Consider the following 19,643-nt stretch of genomic DNA (forward strand, 5'->3'; position numbering starts at 1 on the left):
CGCTTGCAGAGGGGCATCGGGCTGTGGCGCAGCTTGGTAGCGCACTTGACTGGGGGTCAAGGGGTCGCAGGTTCAAATCCTGTCAGCCCGACCGAAAAACCGCCTCTGACCAGCGAAAACGCTGAGTCAGAGGCGGTTTGTATTTGAGTCAGATCGCCTTATTAACCACTTATTCACCATTTATTGCCGGCGGGTCGTCCTCGGCGGGTTGGGCAAGTTCGTCGAGCACGTGCGCGACGTCGGCAGCGATTTCTGGCTTCGAGATGTAGAACTGCCGGGTGATCACCGGCGAGGAATGCCCGAGCTGCTTGGCGGCGGTCTCTGCTCCTACTCGTTCCGCGACAAGGGTCGCCACTGTCTTGCGGAAGGTGTGCGGGGTGACCCACTCCAGCCCGGTGTCCTTGCGGATCTGCCTCCAGCGACGCTCGACGTTGGTGACCTGATGCCAGGTGCCGTTGCGGGTCGCAAACACTGGTGCTTCTGGAGCGGCGTCAGCAGCAACCGAAAGTCGGCGTACGAGCACTGCGGCTGCGAAGTTAGGAATGATCACGGTCCGCAGGCTGGAATCGGACTTGGGGCTGGGCTTGCGGTAGGTCCCCTTGCCGGGCTCGGTCTTGACTGTCCCGCTGATCGTGACCTTGGGACGGTCGCCGTCGAGGTCGACGTCAATCCACCGCAGCGCGAGGATCTCCCCAATCCTCGCCCCGGTGGCGAGCATGAGGTCGATAATGTCGGCCATGTCGCTGTTGGCCTTCGGCCCCGGGCGACTCTGGTCGGCCCAACTGCTGAGGGCCGTGCGCACGGCTTCAAGGTCACTGGCGCTCAACGAGCGTGGCTCAGCCTTCTCCCGGTGCAGACGAGACGTCTGCTGCACGGGATTGGTGACGAGCGCATCGTGACGCACCGCGAGGCTGAGCATTGCGCCCAGGACGACCTTCGTCTTGCGCTGCCGGCTCGCGCTGACGGACCGCAGGCGGATGAGGAAGAGGTCGAGGCGACTCGTGGTCGCCTCGCGCAGCCGGAGGCCACCCAATCCGGGGTGCACGACCTTGTCGAGCACGCGCTGGTATTCATTGATCGTTGTGTTCTCAAGCCGGCCTTCGTCGCGAAGAAATTTGATCCAGATCGCGCCGAGCTTCGCGATCGTCGTTTCAGCCGTGATCGACTGTTCCGTGGGTGCTTTGCGCTCAGCGAGCTTCGCCCGGAGGGCACGTTCGGCGGCTGCCTTGGTGGTTCCGGTTGCTGTGACTTGGCGTGTCATGCCGTCCGCGTCCCGAATCCGGGTGCGAGCTCGGTAGGCGCCGTCGCGCACCCGGAATGTATGGATCGATCCCCAGGTGCCCAAGTCAGTAGGCGGTCGTCCGCTTCCCATGGTTTGATCCTCCCTTCACCGAGGTGCGCTGGCACGGGACAGAGATACGCCGACGTCAGAGTCGCCCGACGTGACCGACTGTCCGTCGACGGACTCGATGTGTTCGTTCACCCAGGCATCCAAGTCGGCACGTCGGTAGCGCAAGCAGCTGCCGAACCGCACGGCCGGCGGGCCGTATCCCGCGCGGCGGGTGCGCCACGTGTAAAGCGTCGCCTTCGGGATGGACAGGTACTTCGCGGCTTGGTCGATGGTGAGGATGTCGGACTCCTCGGTCGTTTCGATGGTCGAACTCATCATGTTCTCCTTGGCGTGGGTGAGAACGGGATAGTCCTCACGAGTAGAGGTGTGCTGGTTGTCGCGTGGCTGCTGGTCACAGGCCGGGCGGGACACGTTGACTCACTCCTTCCTGACGGGGGTGTGGGATCGAGTTCGCGAAGGTGGCTCTCTCGGTCGCGCACGTGGGCGACACGGGGGCAGGCCTGGCAGGGGCGCGGAGTCGTTGGTCGACGGTGACCAGGAGTTGGGCTCGCTGCGGGACATCGAGCGGGATGTGGCGGGAGCGCTGTTGCTTGACCGCGCCTCCGCCGGGGGTGAGGTCAACGCGGGGGATGCCGACGCGGATGAGGTAGCTGCGGTCGTCGGCGCCGGCCTTGATGGTGTGGGCGATGCGGCGGTCGATGTGGATAAACAGCGCGTCGAGGTGTCGCAGTGCCCGCGGCTCGACAGGGGTGCTGGGGCTGAGGGTCCGAGCACGGGAGGCGGCGAGTGCGCCTTGAGCGGCGGCGACGCCGTGGCCAATGAGACCGCGCAGGTTGCGGGACTGGTCGATCAGGAGTGCGTACGTGCTGGCTCGTTCGGCCCACCTGACGGCGAGTTCTCGACCACCTCTCACGGCCGGGGCGAGAGCGGCAGCGTGGTGGGAGACGATGCGTTGGGAATCCAGGATCAGCCGCAGGCTGTGGCCATCGGGTTGGTAGCGGAGTCGCACGAGGAGGTTGTTCTCTGCCTGCAGGACACCGCCCAGTCCGGGAAGGGTGGGTCCGTCGGCCAGACGTACGGGTGGACGCCAGCCGCGCCGGTCCACGCTGTAGTCCGGTTCGCCGTAGCCGGCGTGCGCGGCGCAGACGACGGCAGCCCGTCCGAGCAGGTCCGCTTCGGCGATCGGTTCCCAGCCGCGAACGGCTGCCGTGGAGCGGCGGTCGAGGCCGGTGAGGGCGCGGGTGATCTCGGCGGCGTCCTTGAGGACAGTCATCGCCTGCTCCTCAGTGACTTCGGCATAGGTGAGGCCTGCAGGGAAGTCATGCTCACCAAGGGCGGCACCTTTCGCTGCTTGTCGCCACAGATCGACGACGTGATGCGGGTGTGGCGTGGCCAGTTGCTCGACGGTCGGCAGGGGAGCGGAGTAGCTGGCGCGCGTTTCTGTGAGCCGGACGCGTAGTTCCTCGGCCGGTCCGCGGGTGCGCGGCGTTGTCCCGCCGCCCTCAGTGCTGGGGTTCGACGCTCGGACGGCTTGTTGGCACCACACGGTGATGCTGTGGCGGAAAGACCCGATCAACTGGATGGCATCGGCAGGCAAGTCGTCGACGCCGCGGCTGGCACGGCCCAACTGCATCAGGGTGCCGAGCGCTTCCCGCATGAGGGCAGTGTTCTCGCCGTACATCAGAACTCACTGATGTCCGCGCAGGGATCGTCGCGGTCACGGGCCAAGTCCAGCATGTCGAGAAGCAGTTCAATCTGGAGCTTGTCGACCCCGTGGTCGGTGAGTTCCTTGACCGCGCTGACGGCGATCGCGTGCAGGATCGCGCGGTCGTCGGTCAATCCGCGGGTGTCGAGCGCGGGGATATCGTCACCGTGGACGAGGTCGAGGTAGAGCAGCGCGTGCTCATACTCGACCGAGCCATCGAACGTGAGGGCTTCATCGGCCAGGGCCGCGATGTAGGTGCGGGCCTCGGCCAAGGTGACCGCGTGGGCAAGAAGCATGACGGGTTCCTTTCGTTGAAGAGCAAGTGCGCAGAACGCCACCGTGCGCCGCGAAGGTCTCGCGAGGCCGTGGTGGTTGACGGGGTTGTGGAGAACCAGACGTTGTCCACAACCCCTGCGCTGGCGCGGGTGCTCAGGACACCCGTCGTGCGACCTGGGCCTCGATCTGGCGGCGGGCGGTGACGTCTTCCATGACGAACTGGGCGAAGTCGGCATCCCGGTCGGTCACCTCGGACTCGGACCCGCCGTTAAAGGTGGGTTCACCGGGCCAAGTGGTCTGCCGGGTCGGGCGATCGCGGTCCAGCCGCGTGCCGCAGGCCGCGACCCAGTCACGCAACCGATTGCGAGCCTCAGCGAAGTCGCGGTGCCATCCCAACGGCGACGAGGGGAGGCATCGGGGCCATAGCAGTTCAGCCAATGCAGGTGCAGTGCGGAGAGTTCCCAGACGAGTTCATCGTGTCGGTGCCACATCGGCGGCAGCAAGCTCGGGGCGAGACCGTAGGTGCCGCGCAGCCAGTTCACCCATGCGTTGAGATCGAGCCATTCGGCTTCGGCCTCGTCGGCGCTGATGGTGTTCCAGTTGATCGGCCCCAACGGTTCTGCCAACGACGACGAGGACTCGGAAGGCTCCGACCACTCCGAGTTACCTGTTGAAGGCGCAGCCGATTGGTGAGTGTCGAGGGTCTCCCACGTGTCGAACACCGGATGACGTTCGTCATCGAGCAACGACGGCTGCATCCCCTCGTCGGACGCCTTCGACGCCATGGCTCAGAGTCCGACCGCGGCAGGCGGCTCCACCGAGCGGGCGGATTCCCGCCCTGCTGCGGGCGCGGTTTCAGGCCCGGCGGCAGGGGCGGGGCGGTCGACGTCGTAGCGGGTGCGGGCGGTGTCGTGCCCGATACGGCGAGCAACGAACTCCTCCCGCTGCACCGTGGTGCCGTCGCGGTCGAATTCGTACTCGTGGACGTAACCGGAGGCGACGAACTGGTCCCCGACACGGAACCTCGCATAGGCCCGCTCGGCGGAAGACTTGAACAGCACCATGTCGCAGAACTGTGGGTCGAGCTTGGTGAACGCACCATCGGGTTCCTTGCGCCACTGCTCGATCCCGACCCGGGCACGGAACCTGGCAACGTCACTCTTGCCGTACGTCAACTCGGGGGCGGTGGCGATGAAGCCATGAAGGCTCATCTGCGTTGGGATCGTCATCGTCGACTCCTGACCTCACGCGACGCCGTGGTCGGCGATCGCTCAGAAGTCAGGTGCGTATGCCATTCCCGGCGTAGCATGACGCTCGGGCCAGAGTCGACTCGTTCGACAAAGTCATGTTGGAACCGTTCACTGGTTGGCAGGACGCAGTTGTGGCGCAAGCGCGTCGAGGGCCTTCAAATTGACGCAAGTCCGGCGCGACTTGGACGGATGTTCTCGGAATCGAGCCTGGCACATATTCGGTTGAGATCGACGTCCTTCCGGCCCACTTAGACGCACGAGTGGGAGTGGGTCCTCGTCACGTTTCTGGCCGGGCCTGGCCCTCTCAACGGATACGCTGATATACCGGACTGGCTGTCGTTAGTCTGGCCGAGTCACGTTGATGATCTTACTCCGGAAGAGGCGCAGTCACTGATGGGCGCAGCGAAGTCCAATGAGCCGAACATCAGCTTTGACGGTGTCGACTGCATTGTGGTCGACACCAACTTCGGCCCGCATGGGTATCCGGACATGCCCCGCCTAAAGCAGTTGGCGGCGAGCGCGCAGCGCGTTGGCATACGAGTCGGGGTTCCAGAGGTTGTGGTGTGGGAGTGGGCAGAGCATCTACAGCAGAAGGTCAGCGCCGCGTTCACGGCCACTAGGCAAGCCAATGGTGCGATGCTCAAGGGTGGGTTAGGGGCGATCGCGACCCCGGTGGCATCCACCGCGGACAAGATAGCGATCGAGCTGGCAAGAGCGGTGCAGACGGTTCCTAACCTGGTTCTGATCCCGGCCTCCGAGAGGAACGCGCGGGATGCGCTTCGGGACCAGATACTTCAACAGGGTGGTGGGTCTAAGAAGAATGAAGTGAAGACAGGTGCGGCAGACTCCGCCTGGATCCGCGACGCCGTGGAGTGGGCGGACGGCGACACTACGCGGTTGGTGTTCGCATCAGAGAATTTGTCGGACATTACGGCGGTGTGCGAGCACCTGAAAATCAAGGCACCTGCTAGCGGTTCCGAGAAGCAAGTCACGGGTTCGTTGGAGGGCTTGGAGCCGAGAGGTTTCGCTAGCAAGGACGTTGTTGAACTCCGCAGATACATTCGGAGCGTTCTGCCTCAGTACGCGCGTGGAGGCGTGCACGGAGACGAGTCATCCTCCGAAATTCCACTCTGGCTGCTGACGGTAGAGGAGGACGGCCTCGGAGATCTTCCCGAGGGCGCGGTGGTTCAAGCTGTAGAAGTCATTGGACTGACCAGGCTCACGGCCGTGACCGACGAGGAAGTTGGCACGCGACCACAATCGACCACTGTCCGCGCCCGCTTCACGTTCGTTGGCGACGTCGAAGTGGACTACTACATGCTCGACGTGAACGGCGAAGTGCAGTCAAGTAGCGAGATTTTCTCCGACATTTCAGTATCGACCGAACTGCAGTTCTCGAAGGAAGACGGCACATGGGCCTACGAGTCTTCTTTCGACACGTATGTGAACGATGCGCCTCCAAGTGGCTACGACGAATCCAATGACTACTTGGCGGAAGTAGTTGAGACACTCTGCTTCCACCTCGGTGAAATCCCTGACGAATGGCCGACAGAGGGTGAACCTGAGCAGCAGTTCGAACGTCAGGGTGTTGAGGTCACCGTCTCATTCGACGGGGATCCGTATGGGGACTGGACCATCGATATCGAGGTTGGCAAGGCGTCTGCTCACGTGGGAAGCACCTACGATCCGGGTAGCTGGGTATGGGCGGGCAAGGACGGCTTCCACTCTCGACCACCGTACGAGCCGTCCTTTTGGGCAGTTGGGGTAGGTAAGGCCAGTTCGATGTCGTTAGATGCGTGGCTCCGGGCAGTTCTTCCTGACTAGAGAGCGATGTTTCGTTCAATTGACCATGCGTAGCGGCGTCACGCAGCAGCCCCTGTTCTTCAACCGGTACTCGCGGTTTCCGCGTCTACGCAAGAGTTGCCACGTGCGGCCCCGCCAGCGCATCAACGTCGCCTCCACGTGAGCCACCCCGAGCCGCGCGTGCTAAGTCAGGATGATGAGATGTGCCGGTGACCTTGTTCTCCCAGCGTGACCGCACCGATACGTCACCGCGAGCGCACGGCGAGACCCAGCACGCGTTCTACGATCGCGTCGGTGGCGCATTCTGGGACGACGTCCGCGACCTTGTCGAGTCCTGGTTCTCGCGTGTCGACCAGACCGACCAGCTTGACCTAGGCGGCCGGTTGCGTAGCGACGACGACCGCCAGTTCAACGGAGCGTTCCACGAGCTCTACCTGCATGAGAGCCTGCTGCGGATGGGTTACACGCTGACTATCCACCCCACACTCCCGAACTCGGACAGGCACGTCGACTTTCTCGCAGAGAAGGGCCAACGAGCGTTTTACCTGGAGGCGGGCTCCGCTCGACCAAGCGATGTCGCGACCGCCAGTTCGGCCCGCATGGGACAGGTCTACGAATTTCTGAACAAGATGGACAGCCCCAATTTCAGGTTCGCGGTCAAGCTCGTTCAGCACTCGAAGCATCCCCTGAAGCCGGGCCCTCTTCGAAACAAGGTCCGGGAGTGGATCGAAACTCTGAACCCCGATGACTGCCTGCTGAGCGACAGTGTTCGCCTGGCGGAACTGCCCCAGCTGTCCTACGAGGACTCGGGGTGGCTCCTGGAGCTGACTGCGATGGGCAGGCCTCCCTGGCAGCGTGGAGATTCAGCAGTTCGCAACGTCCGAATGACTGAAGACGATCAGGTCTGGACCGACGAGGGTGGCATCGCGAAGACGCTGAAAGCCAAGGGCCGGGCGTACGGCGAGCTCGATGCTCCTTTCGTTGTGGCCGTGGCTACGGGCAGCATGGGAGTCACCGACGGAGACATTGCAGCTCTGCTGTACGGAAACGGTCACTGGGACTCAGACGGCAGTGGCGGCGCCCAACTCAAGCAACGCCAACCGAACGGATACTGGAAAGCTGGCAGCCACTCCAAACACCGAGGCGTGTCCGCGGTGCTCGTCGTTCCGCTCCTTCGACCGGCGACCATCGCCGCACAGCAGCACACCATCTGGGAGCATCCGGACCCCGAAATCAAGGTTGATGAGCTTTCGCTATGGCGGCGCGCCATCTACGACAACGGCATGCCGACCTTCATCGATCCGGAACGCACCCAAGCTGACTGGTTCGACCTCGACGACGACTGGCCTACTGGCGACCCATACCCTCCGAGGGTTCGTTGACGCCGCCGCCGGGCGTTCGTTCTTGACACGATTGCGGTTTCTGACTACCCCTCAGTTGATTGAAGCGGGCACGACTGCCGAAGAGGGCCGGTGCTGCCGACCCGAAAGCTAGATATCGTCCCGCGCCATTTCGTCCAACCAGCCATTGAGCTCATCGCGCAACTCCGCCTGAAGGTCCCGTCGCTCGTCATCCCAAGCCGAACCCAGGTCGCCTGAAGGCGCGGTGTCAGCGCCGTCGATCCACGATTCCGTCCACTCGGGGAATTCGACCTCGACGACTGCTGGACCTTGCCGGATCACGGTTTCCTGCTGATCGCGAGGCCAGTGAGTGTCGACAAGTGGGGGCATGTAGCCAGCCCACCCTTCGATCGTCTCTTGCTTCCACAGTTCGATAGCCCACGCGTGTTGAGATTCCGGTGCAAACAAGAGAGCTATGTCGTCCGGCTGAAAGTGGAGGCCGCCCCGGATGCGCCATTCCCGCTCCCACCGCCAATCATAAGGAGCGGCGACTTCATTCGGCGCAGCGTCGCGCGGGTAATCGACGAAGGGCGTGACTCGCCAGAGCGGATGGCTTGGATCGGGGCGATTGTGAAACGCCAGTTCGCGGACCGTATTGAAGAACTCGGTTTGCACAGCGCTATCACGGGGCAAGTACCAGACCGGCGCGGCACCTTGAGCCTGCATCCAAGCCTTCGTGAATCCGAGTCCGTACCCACCGTGTTGGTCTGCCAAGGTGGCCACACTGTTCAACGCCGCCATCTCGCTGAAGCAGGCCACGGTCTGGGACGACGCAAGCACGTCAACGTTGAAGGCGGCCCCGAACGGATTCTTAGCCTGGACTTGTCCTTCCTTGAGGATTGCGGTCAACAACTCGGCCTGGGCGGTGAGATGAATCAGCACACAGATCGCCTCGCCACGTTCACCTCGACCATGGCGACACGGTAGTGCAAGACAGTCCTGCAGTGCGGGCCCGGCGAACCGTGAGCGCCCCGGACTGCGTCACTCCGCGAGTGACGCAGGGGCCTTGAGCCAGTTTGCGCTGATCCACAACACCAGCGAGACGCGGTGTTCGGTCGTGCGGAGGTCATGGCACTTGCCGCGGCCGCAGTGCTGACTCCACGGCGGTTCGATCGGTCCGGAGTTGCGATACGTCCTTCCGCGCGGCCCAGGAGCGCAGATCTGTGACCAGCGGCGGCGAACTGCGCAGCAGGACGAGACCAGTACCGAACGGCAGAGTTCGGACCGTCTCCGGAGGCATGACTGGTACGCGGCGGGTCGAACGTTGGAGGGATCGGGAGCCGTAGTCGCCGATGGAGATGGTGTCAGTCTTTTCGTCGCGTTCGCCGATGAGTGCGGAGAGGTCCTGGAGGTCGCGTGCTGAGGATGTGCCGCCGAGGATGATCTTGACGATGGAGGCGTCCCAGATGGCGCCGGCGGCGTGGTCGCCCCATTTGTCCCGTACCTGGGACAGGGATTGAAGGACGGGCATCGTGGTGATTCCGGTGCCGCCGCCTTCGGCCATGAGTACCGGCAGCGACGGGAGCGGGGAGAGGTTGCCGATCTCGTCGAGCGCCAGCAGCAGCGGTGGATCGAGGCGTGCGCCTGGGGATTGGGCCGCGAGTCGTCGCGCGGTCTCGACGAGGTCTTCGATGAACGCGGCGACCAGTGACCACGAGGCACCAGCGCCGGCGCCGGTGGCCAGCAGGTAGAGGGTGCCGCTCCCCGTGAGGAACTCAGTTGGGTCGAATTGTTCGCCGGCTCGTGGGGTGACGGCGTCGAGCACGCGGGGGTCGGCCAGGCAGGACAGTGCGAGAGAGACGCCCATCCAAATGGAGTCGCGGGTTCGGGCGTCGGCATGGATCATCGAGTCCAGGGACTCTCCCCACCCGGTCGCGGCGCCCGAGTGGGAAGCCAGGATCGCCACGGCATCTGCCGCGGAAGACGGTGACAGCGTCCAGGCAAACAGTTCGGCCGGGCTTCGGTGATCGAGTGCCGCTGCGTGCAGCAGTGCTTGGAGTGCGGTGCGGGTCTTGCCTTCCCAGAACCCGCCGGACTCGACGCCACCGGCGGATAGGCCCGTAGCTGAGGCAAGGCCGGTGGCCCGGATCATCGCGGTCAGCGGGTCTTCACAGCCTCGGACTGGCGACCAGCGCAGCCCGGCGGGGAGTCCTTCGGCCAGACGTTGGGGTCGAACACGGCCACGGGGCCGTGTTCATGGCGAGCGGTGATGGTGGCGGCGACGTTGTCGGGTCGGGTTGCTGTGGTCACGACTGCGCCGGGGGCATCGAGGATGGCGTTGATGACCACATGCAGGCCCTTGCCAGAACGGGGTGGGCCGAGCACCAGGATCGAGTCTTCGACTGAGGCCCAGATCTCCATGCCTCGAGTTCGCCCGAGCAGATAGCCCACGTCGCCAGCGACTGCGTGGTCGAGGCTCGGTCGCAGCGTCGAACTGCGTCGTAGGAGGGCCTTCTTCGATGCCGTGTTCACGACGTCGTGGCGGGTAGCGGTCCCGATCAGCCGGCGTGGGTCATGCTGTGACGTGTGTCGAAGGGCCGCGATGCGGCGCGACACCACGATTGCGCACGTCGAGCCGACGGCGAGCATGAGGACGAGTACGGTCCAGTAGGACCACGCGGAGATCTCGGCTCCGAGGGCTCGGCCGGGATCGCTTGGATGGCCGAGGACACGGAAGCCTGCCGACCAGCCAGCATCGGGTTGTTCAGCACCGATCACCCATGCAGCCACGGTGGCGGCGAGCCGCAGGACCGCGGCCGCCACGCCGAGTCCTGCGATCGCGATGAGCGCAAGGTTGACCAGGGTGTCGTCAATTGGTCGCGCGCCGCCGTTCATGACGCCTCGCGGCCCGACGAGGGTGCTTTGGGTGGTGTGACGTTGACGGCTCCGGAGATAGCGCCGATCAACACCACGTGAGCACCGTGTCGTTCGAGAAGCGCGACGGGCAGGTTCAGCTCTATGGTTCCGTCCGCCTTGGCCCGATTGCGATAGATCACGACCGCGATCGTGATCTCCTCGCCGTCTGCGAATCCGGTACCAGTCACCTCGCCTGACCTGAGCTGGGCCGACAACGTCGTACGTCGAGCCGTTACGTCCTGCGCGTGCGGCGACGGTGAGACGACAAGACCGTGTGCTCGGTCGATGGGTGCTGTTTCGGGGGTGTGGAAGTCGGTGAACACCTTGCCGTCAGGTTCGTGGATCTCGACCCGCAGTGCGGAATCGTGCTCGGTTGCGACCTGGTCAAGCAGCGGCCGGAGTCCAGCACGAGACATCTGAGACTCTCCGCCGGTGTCCCGGCTGGGGTACGGGAGATCGTCGACCGTGACGTCGAGCAGACCGTCCTGGTCTACGTCGATGCGGACCAACGGCAGGACGACGGGGACCCGCGGCCTGTTGGTGGATCGCCGGTACGCGGTCGCTGGGTTGTGCAGGCTCATATCCCAACCACCTGTTGCGCGACGACCGGACGTGGTTCAGATGCATCTACGCCGCGAGCCGGACCCTGTCGGGCGGGTGCCTGGCGCTGCGCCGTTTCCCGGACGAGTCCGGGAGGGTCGCCGTCGCCGACTTGTGCGGTGTCGAGTTGGTCGAGCACCAGCAGGGACGTCGTACGGACCCGCTCTGCAGTGGCTTGCACGACCTCGACGGGATCGGAGCCGGGGACGCTGCTGGCCCAACTCGACACGTACGGGACGGTATAGGAGCTGGTGTCGAGTCCGTGAGCGGCGCCGATCATGAGAGCCACGGACTCGGCCTCGACCTCAGCGATCCCGCGGTGCAGGATGGCATCGACGGCTGCCCCGTCGGTAGCACCACGAATGTCAGGGGAGTGGAGCATGACGTGCCCGAGCTCGTGAGCCAACGTCTTGACCCGTGCAGAATCTTCCATGTCGGCACGCACGGACACCTGCCGGGTGGAGAAGTCAGTGAGCCCATTCGCGCCCCCGATCGCCGCAGCATCAGGGACCTGCTGAAGCGTGAACCCGAGGGCTTCGACCTGGGCTGCGAGTCCTTCCCACAGTCCCGCTGGCGCATGACCAGACAACAGTGTCGGCGCCGGCTGTGTGGGCAACGGATCGCCATCGGTCTGGGAGACGTCCCACACATACGCTGGCCGCAGCCCGACCATCTTCGTTCGCGCGACCTCACCCGGCTGGGGGCGTTCGCCGCGGCCGAGGCGGCGCCACGAGTCGCTGTTGTTCGGGGTGCGGGAGGCGAACCGGGCGGTGACTGGGGCGAGGATCCCGTACCCGGATTGGCCCTTCATCACCTGGCGCCCAAGCGTCTGCCACTGCTTGAACCCCGCGACGTACGTCGGAGTCGGCGCCGGCACGCGCCCGAGCTGGAACGCTTCGTTGTGCTGGATGTAGATCAGCATGACGTTGTTGAACGACCGGGAACGGAAACGGGCAGAGAACTCCAACGCTCGGCGCCAGTCCTCACCGCTGACCAGTGCGCCGACCGATTCGGTCAGTTTCGTGTGGAGGGCGTCGAGCTTTGCTTCCCGGGCTTCCTGCGCTTCGCGTGTCTGGTGCCGCATGGCCAACTCACCTCCCTGACGTGTCTTCAGTCAGGTGCGCAGCAGCGTTCGGGGCGACGGTCATTCGGCCAGCGGTGTCGAACAATTTCAGCTCGGCGGGATGTAGCTGATGTTGCACAACGAACGAGCGGTGCTTGATCCGCCACAGGCCCTGCCCAGTGCCGAGCGTGGGCAGCAGTGATTGCTCGGTGCCGGTGAGGCCCAGGGCAGATGCAGTGCTGCCGAGTTGGTCGGATTCCTGGCGGTACACCACCCGTGTTTCAGCGTTCGCCAGCAACGAGGACGCCAAGGCTCGCATCGCGGAGCCGGAGTCGCCCACGTTTTCGAGGTCGGACAGCTTGTGGAAGACCAGCATGTTCGCGATCCCGTAATGGCGTGCGAGGCGCCAGTGGGCGTCCATGCGTCGCAGCAGCGCGGGGTGCGACATGAGCCGCCACGCTTCGTCGTACACGACCCAGCGTTGTCCGCCGTTGGGGTCCAGGAGCGCGGACTCCATCCACGCCGACGCGCACGTCATCAGCACCGAGACCAGGGTTGCGTTCTCGGTGACGCGCGAGAGGTCAAGGGAGATCATCGGCAGCGTCGGATCGAACCGCACGGTCGAGGGGCCATCGAACAGCCCGGCGAGGTCGCCGGCAACCAACCGGCGCAGGGCGTGGCCGGGAAGGCGTCCGTCTTCGGCCAACCTGCCGTCGGGCTTCGTGGCCGGGTCGGGCTCCAAGAGTCGGTCGACGACCAGTGGCAACACCGGCACTTCTGCGGTGCGTACGACGTCGGCCAGCGCGATGTCGATCGCGGTGTGCTCCAACGGTGAGAGCCGCCGATCAAGCACGGTCTCGGCCAGCGCCCCGAGTAGGTCGCGTCGACGGGCAGTGACCTGCGCGAGCCATTGAGCGTCGTCGATGCCGCCCGGGCGGTGTCCTTCGTCGAGCGGGTTCAACCTCGTGGCCATCCCGTGGCCGAGCGCGATGGCCCGACCGCCCACGGCTTCGGCGACGGCAGTATGTTCACCCTTCGGGTCGCCGGGGATGTAGACACGACGCCCGAACGGGATCGAGCGCGTGTAGAGGCTCTTGGCCAGCGATGACTTGCCTGAGCCGACGATCCCGGCCAGCACGACGTTGGGTGCGGTGATGAGGCCGCGGGCGTAGAGCACCCACGGGTCGTAGACGAATGAGGACCCTGAGTAGAGGTCTTGGCCGACGAAGACACCGTCGCTGCCGAGCCCGCCCTCGGCCAGAAACGGGTAAGCCCCGGCAAGGGTGGCCGACGTGTCCTGGTGGCGGGGTAGCCGCAGTCGACCGGGTGAGCGCAACGCCGCCGGTCCCGGTTCGCCAGCCTTGGGGAGCAAGACCGTCGCCTTCCGTTCGGCGACCAGAGCATCGGACTTGGACTTCGCCGCCGACTTCTGCTCCGATCGGTCACGTGCCAGCAAGCCACGTGCCGCGAGCTTGCGGGCCTTGCGGTCGCGACGTCGTTCCCGCTTCGGAGCAACGAGAACCGAGCTGTGTAGTCGCGATCCGTCCCGGTCGATCACAGCGACACCGCGTTGGCGGTGTGCCCGCGACCCGGTGCTTCGAGGTGGCGGGGCTGGTAGACAATCGTCGCCTCGGACGCGTGCGCGCTGTCGATGGACTTGCCGACGCTGGTCAGCATCTCCGCGGCGCGGTGCAGGTCCCACGAGACGCGATAGGCAGCGCCGGTCTGTCGCGGATCGATGACCGTCGCGTCTGCGCGTGCTCCATGCTCGTCATGAAACGAGCCGATTTGATGCAGGGCTTGGCTCAACGATGCGATGGCCTGCGACACGGACCCGAGCACGCCGTAGATCTGCGACGGGTCTTCGATGCGTCGGGTGGCGTGGGCGAGACCGCGCAACGCTTGCTCAGCTTCGGTGGCATCGGCGGCGGGGTCTTCGAACGTCGGCATGGTGTGCTCCAGAGGTGTCGGGGATGGTCACCAACGAGGTGTGTACGGCTGCCCGGGTCAGATGCTGCGGCACAGCGGCAGCGCAGCGGCGCTGAACGCTTGTGCCTGTTGGCCCCAGAGCCGTCGGGTTTCGCAGGATGCTTGGGTGGCTGCTTGTTCGATGTCGGCGATGGCTCTTTCGAGTTCGTCGGGGTCGCCTGCGGTGATGGCGATCAGCCCGGTGAAGCGGAGGATGCCGTGGCCGGCGGTGAGGTCGGCTTCCTGCTGCAGGACGTCGTTGTACTCGGCGTTGTGTTGCGCGTCTTCGATCTGCCCGATCCGTTGGCGTTGCGCTGCATCGGAGACGTACTCGGTCTTCTTCTTTCGAATATCGCGGGCGGCTTGGTCGGTGCGCATCGGGGTGTAGAGCAGGGTGAAGGTCCGTCGGATCCCCGACGACAGCAGCACAGGGGCGAGGAAGCCCGGAAACACCAGCGACCTGGGCCATTCGCTGATCCACAGCACGCAGTGGTGTGCGGAGTCTGACCGCAGTGACGACCAGCTTTCGGTGACAGCAACGGGGCCGGCTGTGGCCAGATCGCGCCCGACGTCGCCGTGTCGCTCCAGCGCAGCTCCGACGTCGGGGTCGTAGGCGCCGCGCAGGATCACGGCCAGGTCGCCGGGTTCGAGCCAGTCCGACGGGGAGAGGTCAGCAGAGCGAAGGGCGGCCACGATGGTCGACATCTCTTGTCGCAGCACGGCGGCAGATCCTCGGTTGCCCCCTCCTGCGGCTCGGATGGCCCGGCCGGCGGTCTTGAGGTCCAGGGACAGGGAGATGGTGGAGGCGTGGCGCTCGCCGGCGGGTCCGGCGCGGTCGATGAGTTCGCCGTACGTCGTCGCGGCAAAGGAGTCGTCCCCGGTGCCGTGCTGGTTCCACCACTCGGCCAGTCCCTTCCCGGAGTCGGGCAGGGTCCGCTCCATGATCTGCAGCGATGCGATGCGTCCGGAGCGGCATGCGGTGGCCAGGACTCGTCCCCACCCGGTGACGCGGCGTTGTTGTTCGAGGGGGTCGAGCAGGATGAATGCCGGGTGCGCGACCGCGACGATCGCGGTCAGGGTGTTGCGGTGCGGGTCGTGCACCATCACGGCGCCGGTCTCGGGATCGAGCCATTGCCGCAAGCGGGCGGTATCACCGGGCAATGCGAGCGTGCCGACAGGTCGTGGAGCTACGACCCGTCGCCGGTAGATGAGTTGGCCGCCGGTGGATCGCCACAACCAGACGGCAGCGATAGGGAGCCACTGGATGAGCTTGCGGCCACCGACTCCGACAAACGCGAGCGCAGCGCAAAAGAGAATGACGGGGAAGGCGACGATCAGGCTTGCTCCGCCGCCGACGTACAGGGAGAACACGAGGTTGACGGCGCCGATCCCGACGACGACGAGTTGGGAGGCGGTCAACCCGAACAGGACACCGCGCCGGGAGAGGCGGGAGAACTTCACCGGCTGGAGTTCGTAGTCACCGGGCTTCGAGGAGGTAGCGGCGTTCATGACTTGCCTCCGGAACTATTGGATCCGCGAGTCGACATCGGGGGAGTGGGATCTGCGGTGTGGGCTGGAACCGTCCCGGAAGCGCCGGTCGGAGCAGCGGCCTGATCGGCTTGGCTGGAGACGAAGTTGCCCAACTTGGGCCCAGCGCTCGCGGCTTCCTTGGCCACCACAGCACCTGCTGCGACCGGACCGCCCGCGGCAGCACCGCCCCCACCAGATCCCGCGCCACCTGAACTTCCAGCGTTGGGTGCGGCGGCCGGGGTCGGACCGCTGCCTGAGCCACCAGCTCCACCACCACCGTTGCCCCCGCCGAGGATCTTCGGCACGCTGCCACCTGCTCCGCCGCCCGACGGGATCGGCAGTGGCCGGTTCATGGCGGACTTGGTCTCCTGTTCGGCTGACATTGCGTGGTACATGTCGAAGCCCATGAAGCTGATCGCCTTGTAGGTCATGTAGGGCGCGAACCCGGCCATGAGCATCAGCACGACGCCAGCGATCGGTTCACTCACCGATTGCAGGTCGGCATCGATCGGTGCGGATACCTGGGCGGTCGCGAGCAGGAAGATCACGACGAGCACGAGTTTGGACAAGATCAGCGCGATCACGAATGTTGCCCACTTGCCGATCCAGCCGCGGGTCTGGTCCCAGGAGGCGCCGGCCAGGGCGATGGGTGCGAACACGATGGCGACCAGCAGGAGTGCTTTGCGGACCAACAGACTGATCCATACGATCACCGCTGCACTGATCGCCATGCCGGCGAGGAAGATCGTCAGGATCGCGGCGGCTCCTGGTGCTTTGAGGCTGAGTCCGCCGATGCCGACAGCGAGCAGCGCGATGCGGTCGCCCATCTCGTCCATGTTGGTGCCGGCGGCGTTGACTATCCCGATGGTGAGTTGGTCGGTGATCTCCAGTGCCAACGCTAGGAGTGTGATGGCGACGAAGGACCCGAGGATCGATTTGGCCAAGCCGGTCGCGGCTCTTGTCAGGGCGGCTGGTTCTCGTCGGATCATGCCGCCTATGACCTGGAGCATGAAGAAGCCGAGCATTACGAACACCGCGACGCCGAACAGGATGTTGTAGACCTTCATGTATTCGTCGCTGGTGATGTCGACCGAGGTGGTGGAGTCGAAGACGGACCAGACCGACTCAAACATCCACTCAGCTGCGTTGCCCATACCCTCGGCGAGCCAGTCGAACGGTGCGGTCACCAGACTCGCGGCCGCATCACCGGCCTTGTCGCACACGGTGGAGACCACCGGTAGATCGCAGACACCCATCGCCGTTGCTCCCGTCGCTTGCTGAAGTTCAGACCGCTTGGCCGACGTTCCAGAAGAAGTTGACCAGCGCGACAGATGCGCCGGTCACGATCGCGGCGCCGAGGGCGATGACAACCCCCAACTTGCCGCGGCCGGCCAGGTGGGGGTTGGACGAGTTCGAGCCCATCGCCCACACGACGGCCGAGATGATCAAGGCAAGGACGGCCAGGATCAGGCCGACGGTCATAGACGCGCCGACGATCTTGCGGAGCTGTCCGATGCCGGGCAGGCCGTTGGAGTTCGGGTCGATGGTGATGTCCATCGGCAGAACCTGAGCAAGGGCGGGAAGTAGCTCAAGGTGAAACACGATTCCTCCTGAAGTCGCTGGATGTACCTGTTCGAGAGGTGCGCACACGCGCGCAGGTCAGAGCGCGGCGCCGACGTCGAGGAGCCAGTTCGCCCAGGCGAGAGCCCCACCAGTCAGCGCGGCTCCGCCGAGGGCGACAAAGACTCCGGCTTTCGCTTTCGAGGCGGACTGCCAGCTGCCGTTTGACGATGCGATGGCCCAGGCCGCGGCAGAGACGATCAGCATCAGGCACGCGAACAGCAGCCCATAGGTCAGCAGTGCGCCGATGACCTTGCGCATGTCAGCAGCACCGCCCACGGCCCCGAAGTCAGGGCCGACAGCTCGCGCCATCACATCAATTGTTGTCATGCTCGGTAGGTGCGGCGAGGGTGTCGGTCAGTCGAATGGCGACTGAGGCAAGCCTTGAGCCAATAGGTCAGCAGGTGCTGTATGGTCACCGCATGCTGACTATTGCTTCCCGTGTTGATGTGATGAATCGGTTGGGCCGGGCGATGGCTGATCCGACGAGGTCGCGGATCTTGTTGTCGTTGCTGGGCTCGCCGGGGTACCCGGCGAAGTTGGCGCGGGAGTTGGAGTTGACGCGGACGAACGTGTCGAACCATCTGACGTGTCTGCGGGGATGCGGGATCGTGGTTTCCGAGCCCGAGGGGCGGCAGACTCGGTATGAGATCGCTGATCCGCATCTGAGCGCTGCACTGACAGCGCTTGTCGACGTCACGTTGGCAGTGGATGAGAACGTGCCTTGTATGGACCCGGGCTGCACCGTGCTTGGTTGCTGCGAGGCTGAGGTTCCGTCATCGGAGGACGTCTCGTGAGCGCGGCGTGCGGGTGTGACGAGCCGTCCACTCCCGCAGTGGATGGGGCTGAAGATCCGGCGCGTCCGTGGTGGCGGGACCGGGGCCTGCTGATCCCGATCTTCTCGGGTATCGCGTTCGTCGTGGGGCTGGCTCTGGAGTGGTCATCGCTGGAGACAGCGGCATCGTTGATGTTCTGGCTCGGCCTGTTGCTGGGTGCGTACACGTTCGTACCCGGCGCGATCCGAAACCTGATCAAGCGCAAACTCGGGATCGCTCTGCTGATGACGATCAGCGCGGTGGGCGCGGTTCTTCTCGGCTATGTCGAGGAGGCTGCCGCGTTGGCGTTCTTGTACTCGATCGCGGAAGCGTTGGAAGACAAGGCGATGGACCGTGCCCGCGGTGGCCTGCGGGCTTTGCTGAAACTGGTGCCCGAGACCGCGACCGTAGTCCGCGACGGCAGCATGGGCGAGGTGCCGGTGAGAGAGATCCTGGTCGGGCAAGTGATGGTGGTCGGGCCCGGGGAACGCGTAGCGACCGACGGAGTCGTCCGCGCGGGGCGGTCGAGCCTGGACACGTCGGCGATCACAGGCGAGTCGATCCCGGTTGAGGTCGAACCCGGCGATGAGATCTCGGCAGGCGCGATCAATACCGCTGGCGTGCTGGAGGTCGAAACGACCGCAGCTGGCACGGACAACTCACTGACCACGATCGTGGAACTGGTGGAGCAGGCCCAGACCGAGAAGGGCGACCGGGCACGGGTTGCCGACAGAATCGCCCGCCCGCTCGTGCCAGGGGTCATGATCCTCGCGGTCCTCGTCGGTGCGATCGGATCGCTGTTCGGCGACCCGGAACTCTGGATCACCCGCGCGCTGGTCGTCCTTGTCGCGGCCAGCCCCTGTGCGCTAGCAATCGCCGTGCCTGTCACGGTCATCTCCGCGATCGGCGCGGCGAGCAAGTTCGGCGTGATCATCAAGAGTGGCGCCGCGTTCGAGCGACTCGGCGGCATCCGACACCTCGCGGTGGACAAGACCGGAACCCTCACCCGCAACCAGCCGACCGTGACCACGGTCATCCCCACTGCAGGCACGAGCGAGGACACGTTGCTCGCGTACGCGGCTGCCGTCGAACGGCACAGCACCCACCCTCTCGCGACGGCCATCACCACCGCTGCCGACGCGGTGCTGATGGCACAAGATGTGTCCGAGGAAGCCGGCCACGGCATCTCCGGGATCGTCGACGGACACCGAGTAACGGTGGGCAGCCCCCGCTGGATCGACCCAGGACCGCTCGCTGCCAGAGTGCAGAGCCTGGAGTCTGATGGACAGACCTGCGTGCTGGTCACCATCGACGGCCTGGTCGCCGGTGTCATCGGGGTCCGCGACGAACTACGTCCTGAGGTCCCCGAGGTCGTCGCGACATTGAACCGTCAGGGTATCGAGGTG

21 protein-coding genes and 1 tRNA gene are annotated in these 19,643 nt (G+C 65.0%); 5 read left to right on the forward strand and 17 right to left on the reverse strand.

All coding sequences use genetic code 11. From position 1 onward, the window contains the following. Window positions 1-17 precede the first annotated feature (17 nt). Window positions 18-91: transfer RNA gene (locus L1066_RS23455), tRNA-Pro, on the forward strand. A gap of 78 nt (window positions 92-169) precedes the next feature. Here L1066_RS23455 and L1066_RS23460 read toward each other — a convergent pair. The 6 genes from L1066_RS23460 to L1066_RS23485 all read right to left on the reverse strand — a co-directional run bounded on the left by L1066_RS23460 (window position 170) and on the right by L1066_RS23485 (window position 4,561). Further along, window positions 170-1,261 (reverse strand): tyrosine-type recombinase/integrase, encoded by a 1,092-nt coding sequence (locus tag L1066_RS23460; RefSeq protein ID WP_235738763.1) that lies wholly within the window; start codon window positions 1,259-1,261, stop codon window positions 170-172. A gap of 126 nt (window positions 1,262-1,387) precedes the next feature. After that, window positions 1,388-1,762, reverse strand: coding sequence for a helix-turn-helix transcriptional regulator (locus L1066_RS23465; protein ID WP_235738764.1), 375 nt, complete (start codon window positions 1,760-1,762; stop codon window positions 1,388-1,390). Then, window positions 1,743-3,032 carry a hypothetical protein gene (locus tag L1066_RS23470; protein WP_235738765.1) on the reverse strand — a complete coding sequence of 430 codons (1,290 nt, stop codon included), beginning with the start codon at window positions 3,030-3,032 and terminating at the stop codon, window positions 1,743-1,745. Before L1066_RS23470 ends, L1066_RS23465 begins: the two co-directional genes overlap by 20 nt. Beyond that, window positions 3,032-3,352 carry a hypothetical protein gene (locus L1066_RS23475; RefSeq protein ID WP_235738766.1) on the reverse strand — a complete coding sequence of 107 codons (321 nt, stop codon included), beginning with the start codon at window positions 3,350-3,352 and terminating at the stop codon, window positions 3,032-3,034. The genes L1066_RS23470 and L1066_RS23475 overlap by 1 nt, the downstream gene beginning before the upstream one ends. A 225-nt stretch (window positions 3,353-3,577) precedes the next feature. Further along, entirely contained in the window at window positions 3,578-4,078 is a 501-nt protein-coding gene (locus L1066_RS23480; protein ID WP_312008655.1) for a hypothetical protein, read from the reverse strand. A gap of 42 nt (window positions 4,079-4,120) precedes the next feature. Further along, window positions 4,121-4,561, reverse strand: a complete 441-nt coding sequence (locus tag L1066_RS23485; protein WP_235738767.1) for a single-stranded DNA-binding protein — start codon at window positions 4,559-4,561, stop codon at window positions 4,121-4,123. Window positions 4,562-4,975: 414 nt separating this feature from the next. On the opposite strand from L1066_RS23485, the gene L1066_RS23490 reads away from it, so the two are divergent. Together L1066_RS23490 and L1066_RS23495 are read left to right on the forward strand one after the other, a co-directional pair. Beyond that, window positions 4,976-6,406: a hypothetical protein gene (locus L1066_RS23490; protein WP_235738768.1), complete on the forward strand. Its 1,431-nt coding sequence runs from the start codon at window positions 4,976-4,978 to the stop codon at window positions 6,404-6,406. 188 nt (window positions 6,407-6,594) lie between these two features. After that, complete coding sequence (locus L1066_RS23495) at window positions 6,595-7,767, forward strand: hypothetical protein (protein ID WP_235738769.1); 1,173 nt, start codon at window positions 6,595-6,597, stop codon at window positions 7,765-7,767. A gap of 108 nt (window positions 7,768-7,875) precedes the next feature. On the opposite strand, the gene L1066_RS23500 is transcribed toward L1066_RS23495, so the two are convergent. The 11 genes from L1066_RS23500 to L1066_RS23550 form a co-directional block, all read right to left on the reverse strand. Further along, window positions 7,876-8,667, reverse strand: a complete 792-nt coding sequence (locus L1066_RS23500; protein ID WP_235738770.1) for an abortive infection system antitoxin AbiGi family protein — start codon at window positions 8,665-8,667, stop codon at window positions 7,876-7,878. Between the two features lie 184 nt (window positions 8,668-8,851). Further along, window positions 8,852-9,877: a type IV secretory system conjugative DNA transfer family protein gene (locus L1066_RS23505; protein WP_235738771.1), complete on the reverse strand. Its 1,026-nt coding sequence runs from the start codon at window positions 9,875-9,877 to the stop codon at window positions 8,852-8,854. A gap of 5 nt (window positions 9,878-9,882) precedes the next feature. Then, window positions 9,883-10,620: a type IV secretory system conjugative DNA transfer family protein gene (locus L1066_RS23510; protein WP_235738772.1), complete on the reverse strand. Its 738-nt coding sequence runs from the start codon at window positions 10,618-10,620 to the stop codon at window positions 9,883-9,885. Next, a complete protein-coding gene (locus L1066_RS23515) occupies window positions 10,617-11,222 on the reverse strand; it encodes a hypothetical protein (RefSeq protein ID WP_235738773.1) in 606 nt (201 codons plus the stop codon). The genes L1066_RS23510 and L1066_RS23515 overlap by 4 nt, the downstream gene beginning before the upstream one ends. Further along, window positions 11,219-12,325: an ArdC family protein gene (locus tag L1066_RS23520; RefSeq protein WP_235738774.1), complete on the reverse strand. Its 1,107-nt coding sequence runs from the start codon at window positions 12,323-12,325 to the stop codon at window positions 11,219-11,221. The genes L1066_RS23515 and L1066_RS23520 overlap by 4 nt, the downstream gene beginning before the upstream one ends. A 7-nt stretch (window positions 12,326-12,332) precedes the next feature. Further along, window positions 12,333-13,862 (reverse strand): putative type IV secretion/conjugal transfer ATPase, encoded by a 1,530-nt coding sequence (locus L1066_RS23525; RefSeq protein WP_376707726.1) that lies wholly within the window; start codon window positions 13,860-13,862, stop codon window positions 12,333-12,335. Beyond that, the gene (locus L1066_RS23530; RefSeq protein WP_235738775.1) at window positions 13,859-14,254 is read right to left on the reverse strand and encodes a hypothetical protein; all 396 of its coding nucleotides are present in this window, start codon (window positions 14,252-14,254) and stop codon (window positions 13,859-13,861) included. The genes L1066_RS23525 and L1066_RS23530 overlap by 4 nt, the downstream gene beginning before the upstream one ends. Before the next feature lie 57 nt (window positions 14,255-14,311). Continuing rightward, window positions 14,312-15,781 carry an SCO6880 family protein gene (locus L1066_RS23535; protein ID WP_235738776.1) on the reverse strand — a complete coding sequence of 490 codons (1,470 nt, stop codon included), beginning with the start codon at window positions 15,779-15,781 and terminating at the stop codon, window positions 14,312-14,314. Continuing rightward, window positions 15,778-17,037, reverse strand: a complete 1,260-nt coding sequence (locus L1066_RS23540) for a TrbL/VirB6 family protein (protein WP_235738777.1) — start codon at window positions 17,035-17,037, stop codon at window positions 15,778-15,780. The genes L1066_RS23535 and L1066_RS23540 overlap by 4 nt, the downstream gene beginning before the upstream one ends. 49 nt (window positions 17,038-17,086) lie before the next feature. Then, on the reverse strand, window positions 17,087-17,359 hold the full coding sequence (locus L1066_RS23545) for a DUF6112 family protein (RefSeq protein WP_067430786.1): 273 nt from the start codon (window positions 17,357-17,359) through the stop codon (window positions 17,087-17,089). 102 nt (window positions 17,360-17,461) lie between these two features. Continuing rightward, complete coding sequence (locus L1066_RS23550; protein ID WP_312008661.1) at window positions 17,462-17,752, reverse strand: DUF6112 family protein; 291 nt, start codon at window positions 17,750-17,752, stop codon at window positions 17,462-17,464. Between the two features lie 92 nt (window positions 17,753-17,844). Here L1066_RS23550 and cmtR point away from each other — a divergent pair, with 92 nt between their 5' ends. Next, a complete protein-coding gene (gene cmtR, locus L1066_RS23555) occupies window positions 17,845-18,219 on the forward strand; it encodes a Cd(II)/Pb(II)-sensing metalloregulatory transcriptional regulator CmtR (protein ID WP_235737733.1) in 375 nt (124 codons plus the stop codon). Further along, the coding region (locus L1066_RS23560) for a heavy metal translocating P-type ATPase (RefSeq protein ID WP_235738779.1) at window positions 18,216-19,643 on the forward strand (1,428 nt) is incomplete at its 3' end. The genes cmtR and L1066_RS23560, both read left to right, overlap by 4 nt.

Origin of the sequence: Nocardioides alcanivorans (genome assembly GCF_021555175.1) — a bacterium.
Lineage (GTDB): Bacteria > Actinomycetota > Actinomycetes > Propionibacteriales > Nocardioidaceae > Nocardioides > Nocardioides alcanivorans.

What these genes read in the sequence shown, in the direction of transcription:
- L1066_RS23460 (WP_235738763.1), bottom strand. Translation starts at nt 1,261, where the DNA reads ATGACACGCCAAGTCACAGCAACCGGAACCACCAAGGCAGCCGCCGAA.
- L1066_RS23470 (WP_235738765.1), bottom strand. Translation starts at nt 3,032, where the DNA reads ATGTACGGCGAGAACACTGCCCTCATGCGGGAAGCGCTCGGCACCCTG.
- L1066_RS23475 (WP_235738766.1), bottom strand. Translation starts at nt 3,352, where the DNA reads ATGCTTCTTGCCCACGCGGTCACCTTGGCCGAGGCCCGCACCTACATC.
- L1066_RS23485 (WP_235738767.1), bottom strand. Translation starts at nt 4,561, where the DNA reads ATGACGATCCCAACGCAGATGAGCCTTCATGGCTTCATCGCCACCGCC.
- L1066_RS23490 (WP_235738768.1), top strand. Translation starts at nt 4,976, where the DNA reads ATGGGCGCAGCGAAGTCCAATGAGCCGAACATCAGCTTTGACGGTGTC.
- L1066_RS23505 (WP_235738771.1), bottom strand. Translation starts at nt 9,877, where the DNA reads ATGATCCGGGCCACCGGCCTTGCCTCAGCTACGGGCCTATCCGCCGGT.
- L1066_RS23510 (WP_235738772.1), bottom strand. Translation starts at nt 10,620, where the DNA reads ATGAACGGCGGCGCGCGACCAATTGACGACACCCTGGTCAACCTTGCG.
- L1066_RS23515 (WP_235738773.1), bottom strand. Translation starts at nt 11,222, where the DNA reads ATGAGCCTGCACAACCCAGCGACCGCGTACCGGCGATCCACCAACAGG.
- L1066_RS23520 (WP_235738774.1), bottom strand. Translation starts at nt 12,325, where the DNA reads ATGCGGCACCAGACACGCGAAGCGCAGGAAGCCCGGGAAGCAAAGCTC.
- L1066_RS23530 (WP_235738775.1), bottom strand. Translation starts at nt 14,254, where the DNA reads ATGCCGACGTTCGAAGACCCCGCCGCCGATGCCACCGAAGCTGAGCAA.
- L1066_RS23535 (WP_235738776.1), bottom strand. Translation starts at nt 15,781, where the DNA reads ATGAACGCCGCTACCTCCTCGAAGCCCGGTGACTACGAACTCCAGCCG.
- L1066_RS23545 (WP_067430786.1), bottom strand. Translation starts at nt 17,359, where the DNA reads ATGGACATCACCATCGACCCGAACTCCAACGGCCTGCCCGGCATCGGA.
- L1066_RS23550 (WP_312008661.1), bottom strand. Translation starts at nt 17,752, where the DNA reads ATGACAACAATTGATGTGATGGCGCGAGCTGTCGGCCCTGACTTCGGG.
- cmtR (WP_235737733.1), top strand. Translation starts at nt 17,845, where the DNA reads ATGCTGACTATTGCTTCCCGTGTTGATGTGATGAATCGGTTGGGCCGG.